The 18440-nt window shown below is 68.5% G+C and carries 20 protein-coding genes; 8 read left to right on the top strand and 12 right to left on the bottom strand.

Annotated features, from left to right (window positions below; genetic code table 11):
* The first annotated feature begins 107 nt into the window (after window positions 1–107).
* The 6 genes from ACFQ11_RS06705 (at window position 108) to ACFQ11_RS06680 (ending at window position 4885) form a co-directional block, all read left to right on the top strand.
* Entirely contained in the window at window positions 108–395 is a 288-nt protein-coding gene (locus ACFQ11_RS06705) for an ArsR/SmtB family transcription factor (protein ID WP_378297127.1), read from the top strand.
* Window positions 392–1498, top strand: a complete 1107-nt coding sequence (gene arsB / locus ACFQ11_RS06700; RefSeq protein WP_378297002.1) for an ACR3 family arsenite efflux transporter — start codon at window positions 392–394, stop codon at window positions 1496–1498. Before ACFQ11_RS06705 ends, arsB begins: the two co-directional genes overlap by 4 nt.
* Window positions 1495–2598 (top strand): ArsO family NAD(P)H-dependent flavin-containing monooxygenase, encoded by a 1104-nt coding sequence (locus ACFQ11_RS06695; RefSeq protein WP_378297001.1) that lies wholly within the window; start codon window positions 1495–1497, stop codon window positions 2596–2598. Before arsB ends, ACFQ11_RS06695 begins: the two co-directional genes overlap by 4 nt.
* Before the next feature lie 506 nt (window positions 2599–3104).
* Window positions 3105–3461, top strand: coding sequence for a hypothetical protein (locus ACFQ11_RS06690; protein WP_378297000.1), 357 nt, complete (start codon window positions 3105–3107; stop codon window positions 3459–3461).
* On the top strand, window positions 3451–4011 hold the full coding sequence (locus tag ACFQ11_RS06685; RefSeq protein ID WP_378296999.1) for a DUF6879 family protein: 561 nt from the start codon (window positions 3451–3453) through the stop codon (window positions 4009–4011). The genes ACFQ11_RS06690 and ACFQ11_RS06685 overlap by 11 nt, the downstream gene beginning before the upstream one ends.
* Window positions 4012–4039: 28 nt before the next feature.
* Window positions 4040–4885 carry a helix-turn-helix domain-containing protein gene (locus ACFQ11_RS06680; protein ID WP_378296998.1) on the top strand — a complete coding sequence of 282 codons (846 nt, stop codon included), beginning with the start codon at window positions 4040–4042 and terminating at the stop codon, window positions 4883–4885.
* 19 nt (window positions 4886–4904) lie between these two features.
* Here the strand turns inward: ACFQ11_RS06680 and ACFQ11_RS06675 are convergent, their stop codons facing one another.
* The 3 genes from ACFQ11_RS06675 to ACFQ11_RS06665 are packed head-to-tail and all read right to left on the bottom strand — an operon-like array spanning window position 4905 to window position 6669.
* Window positions 4905–5294 (bottom strand): DUF742 domain-containing protein, encoded by a 390-nt coding sequence (locus ACFQ11_RS06675; RefSeq protein ID WP_378296997.1) that lies wholly within the window; start codon window positions 5292–5294, stop codon window positions 4905–4907.
* On the bottom strand, window positions 5291–5740 hold the full coding sequence (locus tag ACFQ11_RS06670; RefSeq protein WP_378296996.1) for a roadblock/LC7 domain-containing protein: 450 nt from the start codon (window positions 5738–5740) through the stop codon (window positions 5291–5293). Before ACFQ11_RS06670 ends, ACFQ11_RS06675 begins: the two co-directional genes overlap by 4 nt.
* Window positions 5737–6669 carry a sensor histidine kinase gene (locus tag ACFQ11_RS06665; RefSeq protein ID WP_378296995.1) on the bottom strand — a complete coding sequence of 311 codons (933 nt, stop codon included), beginning with the start codon at window positions 6667–6669 and terminating at the stop codon, window positions 5737–5739. Before ACFQ11_RS06665 ends, ACFQ11_RS06670 begins: the two co-directional genes overlap by 4 nt.
* Window positions 6670–7641: 972 nt before the next feature.
* On the opposite strand from ACFQ11_RS06665, the gene ACFQ11_RS06660 reads away from it, so the two are divergent.
* Window positions 7642–8922, top strand: a complete 1281-nt coding sequence (locus ACFQ11_RS06660) for a helix-turn-helix domain-containing protein (protein WP_378296994.1) — start codon at window positions 7642–7644, stop codon at window positions 8920–8922.
* Window positions 8919–9524, top strand: coding sequence for a GNAT family N-acetyltransferase (locus tag ACFQ11_RS06655; RefSeq protein ID WP_378296993.1), 606 nt, complete (start codon window positions 8919–8921; stop codon window positions 9522–9524). Before ACFQ11_RS06660 ends, ACFQ11_RS06655 begins: the two co-directional genes overlap by 4 nt.
* Before the next feature lie 111 nt (window positions 9525–9635).
* On the opposite strand, the gene ACFQ11_RS06650 is transcribed toward ACFQ11_RS06655, so the two are convergent.
* The 9 genes from ACFQ11_RS06650 to ACFQ11_RS06610 form a co-directional block, all read right to left on the bottom strand.
* Entirely contained in the window at window positions 9636–11108 is a 1473-nt protein-coding gene (locus tag ACFQ11_RS06650) for a hypothetical protein (protein WP_378296992.1), read from the bottom strand.
* Between the two features lie 20 nt (window positions 11109–11128).
* Window positions 11129–11512 (bottom strand): hypothetical protein, encoded by a 384-nt coding sequence (locus ACFQ11_RS06645; protein ID WP_378296991.1) that lies wholly within the window; start codon window positions 11510–11512, stop codon window positions 11129–11131.
* A gap of 35 nt (window positions 11513–11547) precedes the next feature.
* Entirely contained in the window at window positions 11548–12258 is a 711-nt protein-coding gene (locus ACFQ11_RS06640) for a hypothetical protein (RefSeq protein ID WP_378296990.1), read from the bottom strand.
* A 4-nt stretch (window positions 12259–12262) separates the two neighbouring features.
* Complete coding sequence (locus tag ACFQ11_RS06635; protein ID WP_378296989.1) at window positions 12263–12664, bottom strand: hypothetical protein; 402 nt, start codon at window positions 12662–12664, stop codon at window positions 12263–12265.
* A 147-nt stretch (window positions 12665–12811) separates the two neighbouring features.
* Entirely contained in the window at window positions 12812–13651 is an 840-nt protein-coding gene (locus tag ACFQ11_RS06630) for a hypothetical protein (protein WP_378296988.1), read from the bottom strand.
* A 30-nt stretch (window positions 13652–13681) separates the two neighbouring features.
* The gene (locus ACFQ11_RS06625) at window positions 13682–14497 is read right to left on the bottom strand and encodes a hypothetical protein (protein ID WP_378296986.1); all 816 of its coding nucleotides are present in this window, start codon (window positions 14495–14497) and stop codon (window positions 13682–13684) included.
* Between the two features lie 55 nt (window positions 14498–14552).
* On the bottom strand, window positions 14553–14957 hold the full coding sequence (locus ACFQ11_RS06620) for a DUF4913 domain-containing protein (protein WP_378296985.1): 405 nt from the start codon (window positions 14955–14957) through the stop codon (window positions 14553–14555).
* A 63-nt stretch (window positions 14958–15020) separates the two neighbouring features.
* Entirely contained in the window at window positions 15021–16832 is a 1812-nt protein-coding gene (locus ACFQ11_RS06615; RefSeq protein WP_378296983.1) for a type IV secretory system conjugative DNA transfer family protein, read from the bottom strand.
* Complete coding sequence (locus ACFQ11_RS06610; RefSeq protein WP_378296982.1) at window positions 16829–18277, bottom strand: hypothetical protein; 1449 nt, start codon at window positions 18275–18277, stop codon at window positions 16829–16831. Before ACFQ11_RS06610 ends, ACFQ11_RS06615 begins: the two co-directional genes overlap by 4 nt.
* Window positions 18278–18440 lie beyond the last annotated feature (163 nt).

Below are 18440 nucleotides of genomic sequence, written 5' to 3'. Positions count from 1 at the left end.
GACTCAATGTAGATTGAGGTAAGTCGCACGGTCAAGCGGCGCGAACACGACCATTCGGGTGCAGCGGCTATCATCAGCCTGTGCTGATATCAACGGATGCTGATGTGTTGCGGGCCCTGGCCGATCCGCTGCGCGCCCGGATAGTGGAACTCCTGGCGGTCGAGGCGCTGTGCGTGTGCCACCTGGTCGAGGAGACCGGCGCCCGGCAGACCAACATCTCCAACCACTTGCGCGTCCTGCGCGACACCGGGCTGGTGGAGACCGAGCCCTGCGGCCGGTTCACCTACTACCGGCTGCGGCCGGAACCGCTGCGGGACGCGTCCGCCCGGCTCGCCGACCTGGCCGGTACCGCCGAGGCCGCCCGCGCCCAGATCCGGAAGAGGCCCTGCCCGTGACGAGCGCTCCCACCACCGACGCGCCGGCCCCCGAAGCCGGGCTGGTCGGCAAGCTGTCCACCCTCGACCGCTTCCTTCCGGTGTGGATCATCGCCGCGATGGCCGCCGGGCTTCTCCTCGGACGCACCGTCCCGGGCATGGACGACGCCCTGTCCAAGGTGGAAGTCGGGGGCATCTCCCTCCCGATCGCCCTCGGGCTGCTGGTCATGATGTACCCGGTGCTGGCGAAGGTCCGGTACGACCGCCTCGATACCGTCACCGGCGACCGGCGGCTGATGGCCGCCTCGATCGTCCTGAACTGGGTGATCGGCCCCGCACTGATGTTCGCGCTCGCCTGGATCTTCCTGCCCGACCTGCCCGAGTACCGCACCGGGCTGATCATCGTCGGGCTCGCCCGCTGCATCGCGATGGTCATCATCTGGAACGACCTGGCGTGCGGCGACCGCGAGGCCGCCGCCGTCCTGGTCGCCCTCAACTCGATCTTCCAGGTGATCGCGTTCGGCGCCCTCGGCTGGTTCTACCTCCAGGTCCTGCCCGGCTGGCTCGGTCTCGCCCAGGACGACCTGAACTTCTCCACCGGCAAGATCATCGTCAACGTGCTCGTCTTCCTCGGCGTCCCCTTGCTGGCCGGGTACCTGACGCGCCGCTTCGGGGAGAAGGCCAAGGGCCGCGACTGGTACGAGGACCGCTTCCTACCGCGCATCGGCCCGACCGCCCTGTACGGGTTGCTGTTCACCATCGTGATCCTGTTCGCCCTGCAAGGCGAAACGATCACCTCGCAGCCGGTGGACGTGGCGCGCATCGCGCTGCCGCTGCTGGTGTACTTCGCGCTGATGTGGGGCGGCTCCTACGCCCTCGGCCGCGGCATCGGCCTGCCCTACGACCGCACCGCCACGCTCGCCTTCACCGCCGCCGGCAACAACTTCGAGCTCGCGATCGCCGTCGCGATCGGCACGTTCGGCGTCACGTCCGGGCAGGCCCTGTCCGGCGTCGTCGGGCCGCTCATCGAGGTGCCCGTCCTGGTCGCCCTGGTGTACGTCTCCCTCTGGCTACGCCGCCGTATCAACTCGCGCGCGGCCGAATCGCCGGGGGCGCGAGCTTGATCTCCGCGTCCCTCCACCCCGGTCTGGTCGACGTCCTGGTGATCGGCGGCGGCCAGGCCGGGCTGGCCGCCGGCTTCTACCTGCGCCGCGCCGGCCTGGACTTCGCGATCCTCGACGCGCAGGACCAGCCCGGCGGCGCATGGCGACACGCCTGGCCCTCGCTGCGCCTGTTCTCGCCCGCCCAGTACAGCTCCCTGCCCGGCCGTCCCATGCCCGCCACCGAGGGCTACCCCGATGCGACGCACGTGACCGACTATCTGGCCGCCTACGAGAAGCGCTACGAGCTTCCCGTCCACCGTCCCGTCCACGTCGAGACCGTCCACCGCGACACCGAGAACCTGCGCGTCGAAACCGACCACGGCCCATGGACGGCCCGCCGCGTGATCAGCGCGACCGGCACCTGGTGGCAGCCCTACCTCCCGCACTACCCCGGCCAGAACGCATTCCGAGGCCGCCAACTCCACACCACCGGCTACCACGGCCCCCACGCCTTCCACGGGCAACGAGTCGTCGTCGTGGGCGGCGGCAACTCCGCCGCCCAGATAGTCGCCGACCTGTCCGCCGATCCCGACATCGAGACGTTCTGGGCCACCCTGCGTCCACCACGCCTCCTCCCGGACCACGTGGACGGCCGCGCCCTCTTCGAGATCGCCACCCGCCGCCGCGCGGCCGTCCTCGCCGGAACCGCCGACGGCGGCGGCGTGGCCGACCTCGGCGACATCGTCGCCGTCCCGCCCGTCCGCGCCGCACGCGACCGCGGACACCTCCACGCCCACCCCATGTTCGACCGCCTCACCACCACCGGCATCGCCTGGCCCGACGGCACCCGCCTGGACTGCGACGCGATCATCTGGTGCACCGGCTTCCGCCCCGCCCTGCGCCACCTTGCCCCGCTCCGGCTCCGCGAAGAGAACGGCCACATCCGCATCTCCGGCACTCACGCCGACGCCGAACCCCGCCTCCACTTCATCGGCTACGGAGACTGGACCGGCCCCGGCTCCGCCACCCTCATCGGCTCCGGCATCAACGCCCGAGACGCCGTCGACACCATCGCCCGCGAACTCGGCGGTCGCCCCGTCCACCACCGCAGACCACAATGACCCTCCATCCCGCACGGTGCGAGCGGTCCCGTGCGTGATCCTCCACTCTGTCGCAGAGAGCTGCTGCTTGTTCGCGGCGATCCCATCTCAAGCCCGGACCGACAGAGAAGCAGTGGCTGGACGTCGGAGGTCTGGAGCGAGGGAACCTCGGTGACAGCAACGCCACATGAAGCCTCTGCGGTGGAGCCGCTTCTCACCTTGGATGCCGCGCAGGCATTGGCAGTCGTCGAGAACGAGCTCATTGGATATCTGTGGTGATGATCATTACTCGCTGGCACCTGCCCGTCCAAACGGCCTCGGAACTGCGCCGCTTCGAAGTCGTTTTCACTCGTCTCTGATGGTGGCGTGGCGGAAAAACCGAGCCCATCCTCCTTCGCGGTTGGCCGGCTTGCGACGATCCAAGCGCGCAAGATGGTAGCTCGCACCTCCTAGACCTTGACATATTCAAGCTAGGAGCGAATGCTTCAGGTACGGTCACCCCGCACGATCCGAGAGGGAACACCCCCATGCACCTGACCCGGCTTCGAGGGGCCTGCGACCCGAAACCCACGTGCCCCACCCTGTACCTGACCGACCGGGGAAGCTTCATCGTGCAGGGCTACATCGTCGCTTCGGAGTCGAGCAGCCCTCTCCCGGAACGGGAGGCGGAGGTGGAGGTGCCGGTGACGATGCTGTGGACGTCCCCTTCTGCGACGTCCCCGGAAACCCCTGCGGTGCGGCTGACCGGCCACGGCACGGCGATCGTGCGCGGTGAACTGGTCGACGACGCCGAGGCACTCGCCCTGCTGGCCCTGCCCGCGGGGGAAACGGCCGTCGAAGTGCCGATCTCGCTACTTCCCGAGGTGGTTCCGAATGCTCACTGAAGCAGAGCTCGAAGCGCTGTTCGACGACTTCAAGAACGAGACGTTCCGGATGGAGACGCTCGATCGGTACACCGTGTCGTCGGAGAACGAACGCCTCGAGCGCTACCTCAACGGCGACCCGCTGGAGATCGAGCCCGCCACTCGCGAGTGGCTGGAGTTCATGGCGCAGGAGATTTCGTCGGGAAAGCGCTGGTACAAGGTGCACATCCTGCGCAGCCCGATCTCCGAGTACCTGCGCTTCGAATGCGAATGGGGATACGCCGTCTCGTCGCAGTACGGCCAGGAGGTCTTCATCCTCGACGAGGCCGAGCACGCACGGCCCGAGGGTGTGCCGAACGAGGACTTCTGGCTGTTCGACGACGACAAGGTCGCCGTCCTGCGCTACGACGATGAAGGACGGTTCCTCGGAGCCGAGCTCGTCGACGGTGCCGGGGCCGCCGCCTACCGCGGCTACCGCGACGCGGTCTTGGAGAAGGCGGAACCGTTCACCGCATGGTGGGACAGGCACCCGGAGTACCGCCGCGAGAACTGGCTCGGTTCCCGGCCATGACCTGCCCTGCATTTAGACTCCCTCCCTGATGGAGGAAGCACCCGAGCGCTACCGGCGCGAACGCGACCAGCTGGCCCGCGCGCTCAGGCGGCTACGTCTCGACAGCGGCCTCACCGGGACGAACGCCGCCCGGCAGGCCGACATGAGCCAGCCCAAGATCTCCCGGATCGAGAACGGCACCACCGTCCCGACCATCGAGGACATCGAAACGCTCTGCCGGTTGTACGGTGCCGACCGCGAAACCCTCTCCGAACTGACCGGCCTGGCCGAGTCGCTGCACCGCCACACCGAGAGCGCGCGGGCGATCCTCCGGGGCGGCGCGTGGCGCAAGCAGCAGCAGATCGGCCGCGTCGAGAAGGAGTCGAAGCGGCTCCGGTTCTTCCAGCCGGCGACCGTGTCCGGGCTGCTCCAGACTCCCGAGTTCACGCGGGAGATCTACAGTCTCTCGGTCTCCGGGGACGATCTGGATCGCAGCATGGCCGCGCTGGCCGAACGCCAGAAGATCTTCCGCGACCGCAGCAAGCGCTTCACGTTCGTCCTCACCGAAGGGGCCCTGCGATGGCGGCTCTGCGCGGACGAGGTCATGGGGGCGCAGGTTCGGCACATCGCGGCACTGGCTCGTCGGCCGAACGTGCGGATCGGCATCATTCCCTTCGCCGCGCGCGTCCGTGAGGTGCCGCTGCACGGGTTCGAGACGTTCGACGAACGGCTGGTCACGGTGGGCCTGGAGACCGCCACGATCACCATCACCGATGCGCGAGACATCCAGTACTACGTGCGGCTGTTCGCCGAGCTGGAGAGAACGGCCTTGTTCGGTGAGGAGGCCGAAGCGATCTTCGACCAGATCGCCTCCGCCTACGCCGACGGCGCGTAGCGCGGTCTGCGGCATTCGGTCAGGCAAGCTGGCGAAGGCCATCGAGGACCCTTTCGAGCAGGTGGATGCTGTGCGGAGAGGCATCCAAGTCCGACCCGATCTGCACCCGACCGGCTGCGGCCAGATCGCTCAACAGGACGCGGGCAACTCGCAGGGGCACACCGCACCCGGCAGCCAGCTCGGACAGAGTCTCGGCGGCCGAGGCGGCCGTGGACCGATAGGCCCGTTCGTACAGTCGGCGCGACTCGGGCTGCAGCCGTGCCGCGAAGGCTCCGTCGTAGACCTGCGCCGTCACGCGTGTGTGCAGGGGAACCTGCCGTGGAACGTCGACGCGCCCGCCCGTCGCCATGTACGGGCGCACCCAGGGGTGCTGGGGCGGTCGAGTTGATGCGTGGATGTCGCCGATCACGCTGGCCTCCGGCCGTTGCGGCGGCGAAGCTCGTCTCGTGCATTCGAGGTGAGGAGGTGTCCGGTGCGGCTGACGAGACGGTTCATCTGATGGGCGACCGCTCCCGCATCCGCGCAGGTCTCGGTGAGGACGGCCAGGCTCGCCGCCGGGCTGATGCCCATGATGAGTAGGTGACCGGGGGTGAGCCGGATCATGGCGTGCTCGTAGTTTCCGCGGTGGATATGGTCGGCGATGCTCCCGCACAGGCCGGTCAGTCCGGCGACCATCGCTGACAGCGAGTCGGCCAGATCGATGGCGAGGTTTCGAGAGGACGTCAGGGCCAACCCATCAGCGGACACAATGATCGCGTGCGAGACGCCGGGCGTTTCACCGACGAAGTCGTTGATGAGCGAGGCGATGTCGTCGGGTACGGACGGTGGGTGGTGGACGTGCTCGGGCGCGGTCATGCCTTCGCTCCTCCCTGCGGGTGACTGATGAAGGACGGAGCTGGGTGGGCTCGGGGGCTGCGCGTATCGGGTGAGAACCTGCTGGACGTTGCGGCGCTGAAGGCGGCCACGTCATCGGCGAAGGACGCCCGCTCGCGTCGTCCCGCAGCGGTGCCCGTCCTCGGGCCCGGATCCACGACCGGCTCGGACGGGCTGTTCAACAGGGCGCCGACAGGTTCAGGGATCTCGCACACCAGATGCGGCGGGATGGTCACCATCGCGACCGTGCCCCTTCGCCCCTCACGCTCGGGTGTGGCCTCGGCCGCGCGGCGGCAGACGAGAGCGAGCCCGAGACCATGCTTACGGGCCAGACGGTGAGCGACCGCGAAACCCGAACGGCGGCAATTGGCGGGGCTCAGCGGCGGGACGGGCCCGACGAACACTCGGTTGAGCGCCTCCGCCCACGCCGGGTCGACTCCGGGGCCGTCGTCCTCGATCCTGACCAGCAGGCTTCCGTCACCGAACGAGCGAGTACTGATCATTGCCGGGGCCTGAGAGCAGCGCGTGGCGTTGTCCAGGAGCACGGCTAGCAGCGAGGCGACGTCATCAGCGGCGTGATCCACCAGCGCCCGATCGGCGACCGGGCCGATGTGGAGCCGGTCGTAGTGCTCGATCCCCGACGCCGCCACGCGAACGACGTCCAGGAGCGAGGACGTGTGAGTGCCGGCTTCGTCCGTGCTCCGTCCGGCCAGGACCCGGATGTCACGAGCGAGACGCCGCATGCGAGCGACTCCGTGATCGATGTCGTACAGCAGCCGCACGCGCTCGGGGACGTCCTCGTCCCGCTCCAACTCGTCGAGAGCCGGGCGAACTTGCTCTGCCAGCAACAGCACACGTGACGCCAGCTGGTCACAGAGTTCTTGCCAGGCACTCGCGTCATGCGAGGACACTCCAGCCCCGTAGCCAACCCTCACTCGGTTGGGAACGGGCGGCGCCAGCCAGTGGGCGATGCGAGTACGCCAACGGCTATGGCGAGACCGCCGCTGGCCCCGGGCGCTGTTGGTACCGGTCACCGGCGTGACGGACTGGTATCGGGGCTCTCGTCGAAGTGGCATCAAGGCTCCATTTGCCTCTGAGGAGTAAAGCTGTGCGGCCCGCGACGGGAGGGAAACGGGCCGCACAGCGGCTGAAGGTGGGCGGTGAGCAAAGGGATGCAGGAACCTGGGTGACTACCGAGGCGGGCATTCCAGAGCGCGCCGACTCGGTCTGCACCTTGGTGGTGGAAGTTCGGAGCCCGCGTCTCCGACCGTCAGTGCCCGAAGGATGCACTCGGTGACGGCGTCGAGGGCTCCCACGGGACCGAGTCGAACTCCGTCGTCCCACACGAACCAGCTCGTGCCCCGTTCCGTCAGGACGCGGATCGAACCGGATATCAACTCCCACCCTCGACCGTCCCGCGCGGCGACGTTCTTGATCGACAACTGTGGTGGGGACTGCGCGAAATCTCGGTCGATGCGCAACGCGCTATGCCCGGCAAGCCTGTCGGCCAGCGCGGCCAGATGACGAATCGCGTTTTCGGATGTGCTGGTCACCGAGCTCTCCAAGGGCGGCGGCTGGGGTTACAAGCCAGCCAGCCACGGCCCGCAGCGGCAACGACCAGTGTGGCGACCGGCGTCCCACCGTGCGGGTGCCACATTGGCATCAAGGCTGCTGGCAGCGCGGAACGCGGCCTTCTAGCGTGAGTGATGAAGGTCCGCGTCTCCCCGGCCGGGAAGGCCCAGATGCCCGAACAAAAGTTGTGCCCAGGGTGCCGTTCAACGCTGCTGTCCCGTTACAACACCGAACCCGTCTGCGGGGCCTGCCAGCGGGCATTGCGGGAATCCCCTGTCAGCGCGCCAACGTGGCTATGGGACACCCCGCCGATGCGTCGGGCCCTGGCCGAGCTGAACTTCAGCGGCGTCCTGGCGTTGCTGCGCTCGGCCGCGGGCCTCACTCAGCAGCAGATGGCCGACCTCGTGCCCGGCTGGAGCAAGACAAAGGTCGCCCGGGCCGAATCCGGCGAGCGGGGAACGCTGTACGACATCCGGGAGCTGCTGGCGTGGGCCGACGCGCTCTGCGTGCCACGGGAGGCGCTGCTGCCGCTCGTCCTGGGCACGCCAGACGCAGTCTACCCACCTCAAGATCCCCGGGAGGGGGACGAATTGGACCGCAGGACTTTCAACGGCGGCATGCTCGCCCTGACCGCCTGGCCCCTGCTACCGGACGGCTTCCTCTCGCCCGGCAGGATCGGCCGCACTCATGTCGACTACCTGCAGACCTGCGCCGACGAGCTGTGGACTCGGGACTGGAGCGTGGGCGGCGCGAGCTTGCTCAGGAACGGCCTGCGCCTGTTCGCCCGCGCCAAGGCGATGCTGGACGAGAGCGACTACGACGAACGGATCGGTCTCGACCTCCTTCGGGCAACCGCGGACCTGGGGAACTGCACGAGCTTCCTGGCTTTCGACTCCGGGGAACGGTCCCTCGCCCGCCGGCTCGCGCAGGAAGCCGCGATGCTCGCCGACAGCGGAGACGACTCGGAGTTGCGCGCCCACGTACACGCGACGGTCGCCATGCAATCGACCGCGCTGGCCCGTTCCAGCGGGCAGCGCGGTCCCGCCCGGGAGGCACTGCGCTCACTGCGCATCGCCGCACAAGCTGCGAAGCACCACCCCTCGCCGAGACTCCATGCTCTGATCGATATGCGCACCGCCACGGTGAGCGCCCTCCTCGGCGACGCCGCGACCGCCCGCGCCTCGATCGCCGCGGCTCACCGCGAGCTGGACCGTGGCGACCATCCCACCGACAGGCAAGCGCTCGGGTTCGTCAGGCGTTCCGAAATCATGGGACACGAAGCACGCGTAACCGCGCTGCTCGGCGACCCCACCAGGGCCGCAAAGCTCCTTGAACGCGTGCTCGACACGATGGAGCTGGCGCCGCGCAATCAGGTGTACTACCGGGCGATGCTTGCCGAGATGCGGCTTGCCGCCGGTGATACGGCCGAGGCGTTGGAGGTCGGTCACCGAACCCTCAGCGACCTGGAGAACGTGGGCTCGATGCGAGCGCTGAGAACGCTGCAGCCGCTCGCCCGCCGCGACGCCGAGTTCCACGATCGCTACGGGACGATCGCCAGCGACCTATCGACGAAAGTAGCGTCCTTGGCATGACCCTCAGCGGCACGCCCGAGTTCGAGTTCCGCCGTTATGACGCCGAGCAGGCCCGCGCCGTCCGCACCACCGTCGAAGACGTCTACCGAGACGCTTACGCCGACGCCATCGCCAGCGGTGACCCCTTCGACTCTCCCGAGCAGTTCATGACCCGCTTCGACGCCTACACCGCCTCCGGACGCGGCTTCGACATGGTGGTGGCCTACCTCGACGGCGAGCCGGTGGGGCAGACCTGGGGATGGCCGCTCGGAGCCGACACGGCATGGTGGCGCGGACTCCTCGAAGAGCCCGAGCCCGGCTTCACCGAAGAGAACGGCACCAGAACCTTCGCGCTCTCGGAGATCATGGTTCGCCGCAGATGGACCGGCCAAGGTGCCGCCCACGCGCTGCACGACGAGCTGCTGGCACGGCGGAACGAAAAGCGGGCCACGCTGCTGGTCGAAGCCGACAACCGCACCGCCTACCGCGCCTATAAGGCGTGGGGCTGGCACCGCGCCGGCCGACTCCGCCCCAGCTGGCCGGACGCCCCACTATTCGACGTCCTGATCCTTCCCCTACCGCTCGACCCAAGTGACATCCGCGGGGATGCGCGGCTGGTGTAGCTGGCGGGACCGTCGGGGCAGAGGCGGGACCAGCAGTTGAGGCAACGCTCGCCTGAAGCAGGGTCGACACCCCAGCGAATCCGAAGCCGTCCTGGCCCCAGTGGCCGGGCGTCACCTTGAAGGTCCGGATCTGTCCGGTCTCGAGATGTTGCCGCTTGGGGGTTGGCGAGAAGGCGTGTCGTGGAGTTGCTGCGTGGCGAGGTGCTTGGCGAGGGAGGTGGGGAAAGCGTCAAGCGGTGCTGCGGTTTGCTGCTCCGCCATCGGGTGCGGTGTTGCAGTCTTCTGGTTCGCCTCGATGCTTTGGATTGCGTTTCTCAGCAGGTTTGCTGCGTTGTGCCCCTCGGATTCGGCGACTTCATAGCGGTTAAAAAGCTGGATGGCGCGGTTGTGCCATTTGGGGACGTCAGGGTAGCGAGGGTGGTTCAGGTTCTCTTTCTCGATGGCGATGATGACGGCTGCGTCGCGGCTGGCGGCGCGCCGGTGGTGGGCGATGGTGTTGCAGGCATCGAAGGCCTTCAGAGAGGCGGCTGCGACCTCGGTTGCCTGTGCTGACGTTCGTGCCAGTTCATCGAGCGGCCTGATCAGGTAGGTGCTGCGGGGAGACGGGCGCCAGTCGGGGTCGCTGTAGACGAGGCGTCCGAGCCTGACGATCAGGTCGCTGGCATCGGTTGAGATCGGGCTGTCCGGAGGGCCGAAGTAGCCGGGGAGTCGGTTCCAGTGCTTGACGACCAGGCGCCATTTCCATCTGGTGCGGTTGGCGGCCATGGCGGTTTCGTTGAATATTGCGCCCGGGGTGTCTTCGTGGAGCTCTTCGAGCCGCCGGGCCAGGCTGAGGATGAGTTTGTGGTTGATGTCGCTGGTGACGGCGGCTGCGGTGGCGAGGTAGCGCCAGGTCGCGACGCAGACCGGCGCCTGCGGGTTCTTGAGGCGTTGGACACTGGCGTGGATTCCGTTGAGGAGTTCAGCGAACCCCTCGCCGGGCCGGGGCGGGATGCGCTCCGGGGTGGTCCGAAAAGGGATGGCGGATGCGAGTTCCCGGCTGTGCTGTCCGAACACGCGGGAAATGACTGCGGCCTGCAGTAGGGGCCCGGCGGCCTCCGCGGAAGGGGAGGCCGCCTGCTGGCTCAAGTGGGCGCAGGTAGCGGTGTATTCGGCGAGGTCGTACATGAGGGAGCGGGCCGTGTCGGTGGCGTTGATGACGGCGGCGCTGTCGGAGGTCGGCTGATCAGGGGCCGTGGGGAAGTGAGAGGCCAGGAGGTCGAGGCCGCACCCCAGAGCGACGGAGACGGACCGAAGCCTCCCTGCGAGCTCCGTGGCCGGCATTTCGGTGGCTGAAGGAGCGCCGAGGGTGAGCTGGGCATCGCTGAGGAGCAGCGCACTTCGGCGGGCGGCGTCCCGCACTCCGTGTTCGTCGGGGTGCGGGACGCCGAAGCCGGTGGTGAGGCGGTCGTGGTAGCGGGCCAGGACGGTGGTGAGGCGCGACAGCTCGGCGGGCACGGCCGGATGCCGGGCTTGCGCGATGGTTTCGGGTGCGTGGAGTGTTCGTCTGAGTTCGGTGAGGTGCTGGCGGGCGAGGGCGGACATGTCACCGAAGGTCGCCACGGCTACCGGAGGGCTTCCCGGAGCCGGCTGGCGTGCAGGGCCGCCTGCAGGCAGGCTGCTTTGTCGTCAGGGTCGGCGGCGAGTTCGGCGGCGCGGACGAGGTTCTGGGTCACCTTTCTGGCGAGTGCGAACAGAGCGTCGGCGGTCGCGTCCTCGGCGGTGCGATCCGACGGGACGGCGGCGTGCAGTGAGGGGGCCTGCTTCAGGGCCTGGTGGGCTTGGACGGCTTCGCCTTCGGCCAGCCCCCAGGCGATGAAGCCGTTGGGCTCTTGGGCGGCGAAGGCGGTGATGACGCGCTCGGTGTGGGCGAGGTCGTTGAGCGCGGCCGTCATGATCTCGCTGAACCAGGTGTGCCGGACTTCTTCGTGCTCGCGTTCGTGGGCCATGCGGGATGTCCTCCGTAGGGGCATGAAGGTGAGCGTCAGGACGGTCCGTGGTGCTCTCTTTCGAGTGACGGCTCGAATGTGGAGGCACGGTCATCGTCCTTGGGTGAGAACGTCTCCGTGTGCTTGGTGACCTTGGGGTGCAGTCCCTTCAGGAGTTCGGGGACGGAGACGCCGCTCCATGTGCTGAGAGCGGAGAGCAGTTTCTGGCAGTCCTGCCGCAGGGCCGGCTGGAGTGACGGCGCTGTGCGAGGGATGCGGGCCGCGAAGCCGATGTAGGCCGATTCGGCCTGGAGCGCGTGCGTCACTTCCCCGGTGGTCGTGCTCGTCGCGGGGAACGGTGGGGCCGGTTCGAGGTCGGCGGCACGTTCATCGTAGACGCGGGAGACGCCGGGGACGACGATGAGGAAGAGGCGGTCCTCGTGGTCGTCGATGGTCGCCCAGCCGATGATGGTGCCGCAGCGACCATCATGGTTGAGAAGCCGAACGTGGTCGCCGATGAAGTAGGTTGCCTGCTCGGCGGCCTCCTCGGCGTGAGCGGATCGGCCGACGTTGACCGCGTGGGCGAAGCTGAGATCGTGCTGGTTGGCGTAGTGCTCCAGGTCGCAGATCAGTGCGGCCAGGAGCGCCGAGGAGTAGAGCTTGTCCCGTCCGAGGAGTGAAGACTTGCCCGGGAAAGCGGCCTCTTCATAACCCTCCAGCGCCTTGGAGGCTCGGACGAGCTGGCTGGTCTTCGGATCGTGGTTCATCTGTTCACCTCAATGCTGTGTGGACGTGACCGGCGTGATGCGCGGCCCGCAGACAGGCCGTCCGGTCGCCGGGCTCGGTCGTCTTGGAGGCGACGTTCACGATCGCCTCGGCAACGACCAATACGAAGGCGCGAATGGAGTCGGCGAGCTCCTCGACGTCGTTGCCTTCGGTGGACGCACGATCAGCGCAGCCCAGCGTGGGAGCCATGGACAGCGCGGACCAGGCGTTCGTGGCCTCCGCTCGTGCGACCTGGTATCCGGGATAGGTGCTGGCCGGGGCGGCGTCGGCGAGGACGATGGTGGCGCGTTCGACGACTTCCAGCCCCTTGAAGGCTGCTGCGAGCAGGGCCGGGACGCCGTCTGCAGACCGGATCTCTGCGTTGACGGTCTCGAAATGTTGCTGCAAGGAGCTGCTCCACCTTGTCGACACCATGGCCTTGAAAAGGCCTTGATGTGCCTCGTTGACTAAAGTTGATAAGGCCAGTGTGGGCATCCGCCAGGCAATGATCAACGATCGTGGCGGAGTGTCGCGCCTATGCCTCGAAGTTGACGGCTAGCGAGCCGGGCCGTGCCTTCGGGGATGGGCGCTCGCCCCCGGCTTCGGCGCTCCTGCAACGGAATCGCGCAAGCGCTCCGCGATGGGTACCGGGAAGCCCTGAGCGGCCAGCCTCCCCGGGGTGGGCTCTTCCACCGTGGACGTCGGCTGCTGCGCGGCACCCGGTGACGGGAGGCGTTCCGCGACGCGGCTGAGGAGGAGATCGGTAACGCTTCGCCTGTCCATGTCGGTCCAGGAGACGAATGCCCTGAGGAGGGCGCGGTGATCCCGGAGATCGTCCGGGTTCGGGGCGACTCCGCTGATGTCCGCGAGTCCGATGCGCGTTGTCGCCTCGACCAGTACTTCCTCGGCTCTCAGCGGGTTGGCGATTACACCTTCTGCGGTGGAGGTGGCGGGGAAGCCCGGAGCCGGATCGAGATCGGCGCCGATGACCCGCCGGTCGCTGTTGTCTCCGATGAAGTGCACGTAGTACTCGGTCAAGCCGTGTTCGGGGACGAAGAGCCCGGTGATGGTGCCCCGTGTAGGGCGGCCGAGTAGGACCGCCTCCTCCGCGGCAGGCCCTTCGAGCTCGACTGTCGAGCCGATCGTGTAGGTATCGGCCGGCTGTTGCTCGACGCGGAAGTAGCCGCGCGACTCGCCGAGGATGTCGCCGAAGTCCAGACCGCGGCGTTCGGCGTAGTGCATCAGGTCGACGAGGAGGTCGCCGAGCAGGTCACGGGCGTGGGCGTCGCTCGTCCGGTGGCCGAGGTGTCCGGTCTCCTCGAACAGGCCCTGGAAGGTGTCGAGGATGGTGGCTGCGAATTCGGCGAATTCGTCCGGGCCGGCATTGGCCATCATGGCTCCGGTGGTCGGTGTGGCGGGTCGGGGCTAGGGGTGCTGTCTGGCTGGACGGCCGGGTTCGGTTGGTCGTGTCGGACGCACCTGGCGTGCGTGTTCTTCGTCGGCTCGCAGGGTGTCGGCGAGGTCGTCGGGGAATGCGGTGGCTGCGAGTTCGGCTGATGAGGGCGCCCGCGGGTCGTCGTTCGCGGTGTGCAGGGCTTTCCAGGCGATGCGGCGGAGGTGGCGGGCGACGGTTGCGTGTGTGGTGCCGGACCAGTTGGCCAGCGTTCCGGAGAGTTCGGCGAGGTCGGCCAGCGCTTGCGGGTCGGCGGCGGAGCCGGCGTGGTCGCGCAGCATCTCGATGGACAGCGCGATGATCGTGGCTTCTGCCTCGGTGGCGGAGTGGACGATGCCCGTGGTGCGCGTCGGGACGAGCGGGATGGGCACGGCGGGCCGGAGGTCGGACGTTCGAGCCTGCAGGGGTTCGGCGAGTCCTGGCACGCGCACTGTGCAGGTGTTCTGGCCGGTGGGGGATGCCTTCAGTTCGTCGATGAATCCGCGGTAGTCCGGGCCGCCGTTGGGTTGGCGGCCGGGTCGGAATTCGACTTCGGCGTTGAGTAGGAATCGGTCGGGCAGGGCCATGGCGTAGGTGTCGGGGTCGGTTCGGGCTCGGACGAGCTGGTCGATGAAGTCGACGGTGTCGAGGTCGTTGTGTTCGGCGTAGCGGAGGAGGTCGTGGACGAGTCCGTGAATGAGGCCTCCGGCTTCGGCTCGGCTTTCGCGGTGGCCGGTGGTGAGGCCAGGGAGCAGGTGTTGCTGGTAGGCGTCGAGCGCGAGAAGGGCGGCGTCGATGCGGTCGGGCATGCGGAACTCCAGAAGGAGAGGCGAAAGATTCTGCGAGTTGGCGGTCAGGACAGAGCTACGCGTCGGCTGCATGGATGACGTCATCGTCGGATCGCAGCCATCCGAAGGGCACCGGGACGAGGCGCGCTTGGTGCGGCGCGAGGTGTTCGTTCTCGGTGCATTGGTAGAAGGGCCCGCGTGGGCCGAGCAGTACCGGGAGTTGGTGGTCGAGGTGGTCGCGGTACCACAGGGCCATGCCGGTGGCGCCTTGCAGGCGCATGGCCTCCCAGGCGTACCAGAGGGCGGTGAGCCGGGAGATCGCCTCGTCGTGCCGCCACCATTCGGCGCACCAGCGGAACTCGCCGCCGAGCGTGCGCCTGTACATGGGGATGAAGTGGTGCGTCACCCACCTTGTGACGTTGGGGTAGAGCGGCTCCGGCGTCTCGTTCGAGCTTGAGCGGTTGTCGTCCTGGGGCTGCAATGAGTCTCCTGAGTACGCGAGGAATGCACGTGGGAGTTCGTCCTCTCTGGTATGCCGCGGCCGTTACCAGGTGTCTGGTGCGGGCTCGTCGCGGATGGCGTAGTAATCGCGGGCGGCTTCGGCGATGGCGGCGTCCGCGGTCTTGATGGCCTGGTTGATGGCGGTGGCGTGCGGCCCGGCGTACCAGGGGCGGAGCCGGACGAGTGCGGGTTTGGTGCCGGTGGCGAGCAGGAGTGCGGTGCCGGTGGGCAGTGCGCGGATGTCGGCGGCTTCGAGGATTTCTTGGCGTCGTAGGGAGATCTGTTCGCTGGCGCGTCCGTCGTTGTAGGTGATGGAGCGGACGGGGACGTCGTGCTGGCCGATGAGGGTGGCCAGGTCGCGGACGAGTCGGGGGGAGTCGATGCCGGCGCCGATGAGTTTGCGGGTGGCGGCGCCCCAGAGGGCGGCCATGCCGGGTTCGCCCCAGACGGTGACGCCTTGTTCGTAGCTCTGCAGGATGGTGACCGGGATGATGCCGCGCGATCCGAGGTGGGAGTACAGCTGAGGCAGGTCGGCGATACGGCAGATGTTGGCGGCCTCGTCGAGGGCGACGACCAGGGGCGGGTCGAGGCGTCCGCCGGCCTGTTCGGCGCGGCGTTCGGCGGCGCGCATGGTGGTGTCGGTGAGCGCGGCGATCAGCGGCGCGGCGGCCGACAGCGATTTCGACAGCAGGTACAGGGTGTCGCGGGAGCCGGCGAAGGCGTGCGGGTCGAACACCGGCAGGTCGTCGTTGGGGGTGACCCAGGCGAGGATCTCCTCGTCGCGCAGGGCTTTGGCGGCGGTGCGGGCGGTCTGGTAGATCCCGTCACGGGTCTCGACGGCACCGTTCTGGGTGCCCTTGAGTGAGGACGCCATGAGCTGGAACCCGGCCTCCTGCAGCAGCTCGATCGGGGTGGGGACGGCCGGTTCGTCGAGCCATTGCGCGACGTGGTGCAGGGATCGTCCGGACGTGGCGGCGGCGAGGAACAGCGCGCACAGCAGGTCTTGGGCGGCGGGTCCCCACAGGTCCTTTTTCTGGCCGTCGTCGACGGTGAGGACGAAGTGCCCGGCGAGCCGGTGGGCGTCCTCGAAGGTGGCCAGGCCGTTGAGGGGGTTCCACCACCAGGTCTGCGGCTGGTAGGTGATGTGCTGAGGGTCGAACAGCCAACTGCGCCCGCCGGTGCGTTCGGCGCGGACGGCGGCGATCGCCGACCACAGATCCGCCTTGTTGCTGGTCGCGATGACCGCCCCCGGCGCCGACAGCACGTGCGGGATCGACTGCGTGGTCGTCTTGCCCGACCGCGGCGCCATGAACGCCACGACGGTGTCCTCCCACGAGGTGAACAACGTCGGGCCGCTACGGTCACCGGGCAGAAGCACATCGCCCAGCACCAGCCCCATGTCGTCGGGTGCGACGTCGCCCGGGGCAGTGTCGCGCAGAGAGCGGCGCAGGCTGACGGCCTTGTTCGCCGTCGCGTCCGATTGCAGCGCGGTGAGGCCAGGGTTGTCGGCGAGCGCGGCCACCGCATCCCCAGGCTGTGGATAACGCGCGGAGATACGTTCCCACCCGACCCAGATCCCGGTCGCGGCGGCGGTGACGATCACCGTGAGAACACTGATGACCAGGGGCGTTGGCGTTCCCGGCCATGCCTGGTCGGTGTTCCGCTCGGCGAGGACGAACGCGAAGTCGGCACCGAACGGCATCACGCGTCCATCGGTGAACGCGGCGGCGACCTTGGCCGAGGCCCACAGGATCCACAGCCCGACGATCGGCGTCCAGCAGGCGGCGAGGACGAACCATCCACCAGTCGCGCTGGAGTGGAACATCGACGCACGAGGGCCGAGTGCGCGACTCATGCGGTTCCTCGGATGGCCTGGTCGGTGTCATAGAGGTCGCTTTCGGCGCCGACGAGGGACAGTTCGACGGGGATGCCGAGGCGTTCGCCGGTCTTGATGAGGTACTTGCCGCGGCCGGGGTGGCGCGCGCCGGGCTGCCAGCTGTCGGGGGCCGACCAGGAGGACACGAGGTGTTGTTCGGGTCCGGTGAGCGGGGCGATCTCGTGGACGCGCGCCAACTCGCGCGGCGGCAACCCAGCCAGGACGGTGATGGCGGAACGGTCGGCGAACCCCTTGGCCTTTGCACGGTCCTCTTCGGTGGCGAGGGCGTCGAGGTCGGCGAGCGAGTGGGTGATCATGATGGACGCCATTCCCTTGGCGCGATTGAGGCGAGTGAGGGCGTCGGCGTGCTCGACGAGGCCAGGGGCGCCGCGTAGGGCACGCCAGAGTTCGTCCATGACGCCCAGGTAGGAGCGGCGTGGGGCGGCACCGAGTTCGGCCAGGGCGGTGGCGGCGTCGACCATGCCGAACGCGTACGCCCAGGTGCACAGCATCGCGGCCGTGAGGAGCTTGTCGCCTGCGGCGCGCACGCGGGAGATGTCGACGCTGATGGCTGGCGCGTCGAGGTCGAGGGTGCGGGTCGTGGGAGAGTCGAAGACACCGGCCAGGGAGCCGGAGATGAGCAGATCCAGCGTGAACACCAGCTCGCGGGTCTGAGTGCGGTAGGAGACGTCGGTGTCGGTGCGGGCTGCGGCCCGCAGCTCCGCGGGGCCTTCTTCGACGATGCGCAGGACGTCGACGATGGTGGGTTCATGGTCGAGGCGGTCGTCGAGCAGGTCGATGGCCTGCCCGAGCACGACCTCCTCGGCGTTGGTGATGCGGGCCTCGCGCACGAGCGTCGCCAGCGCCAGCAGCAGCGACAGCCGCCGCGACCGCACTTCCCATCGGAGCGTTTCGGCGTCGGCGCCGGTGAGGCGTCGCCGGGCTTCGTCCAGCGGTCCGGCGTCGAGGGGGTTGATGCGGTCGGCGCCGCGTCCGACTCGGATGACCTGGCCGCCGAGGTATTCGACGAGGCGCGTGTAGTCGGGCTTGGTATCGCCCAGGACGATCGGTGTGGTTCCGGTGGCGACGGCGCCGGTGACGAGCCGCTTCACCAGCGTGGACTTACCGGTACCGGGCTGCCCGAGAACGAACATCCCCGGGTTGGTGACGAGCCCTTCGCGTAGCCACGCGAGGGGGTCGAGGCAAACGACTTCGCCCCAGAGTTGGTGGCGTCCAACGGGGGTGCCGGCGGTCGGCGTGCCGGAGCCGGCGGTGAAGGGGTAGAGGCCGCAGGCTTGGCTGGTGGTGGCTTGGTACTCCGGCGCCGCCTCGACGTGCGCGGCGCGTCCGGCACCATGCCCGCGCCAACCCCAAGCAGGGGCGAGCGGCTCGGCCATCGCCTGCTGTTCAACGTGGTGAGTCATCAGGAATAAGTGCTCCAGGTTCAGCGGATGAGGCGGCGGCCGAGGGCGGGCGGACAGATGCCGCACGGCAGGGTGGTGGCGAATCCGGCGGCCTGGCTGCCCCACATGCGGCGCAGGCGGATCTTGGCCGAGTCCGCCGCGGTCTCCACGTGCGCGACCGCGC

The organism is Actinomadura sediminis, from assembly GCF_042675525.1.
Taxonomy (GTDB): domain Bacteria; phylum Actinomycetota; class Actinomycetes; order Streptosporangiales; family Streptosporangiaceae; genus Spirillospora; species Spirillospora sediminis.
This window is presented reverse-complemented; position numbering and strand designations above follow the sequence as displayed.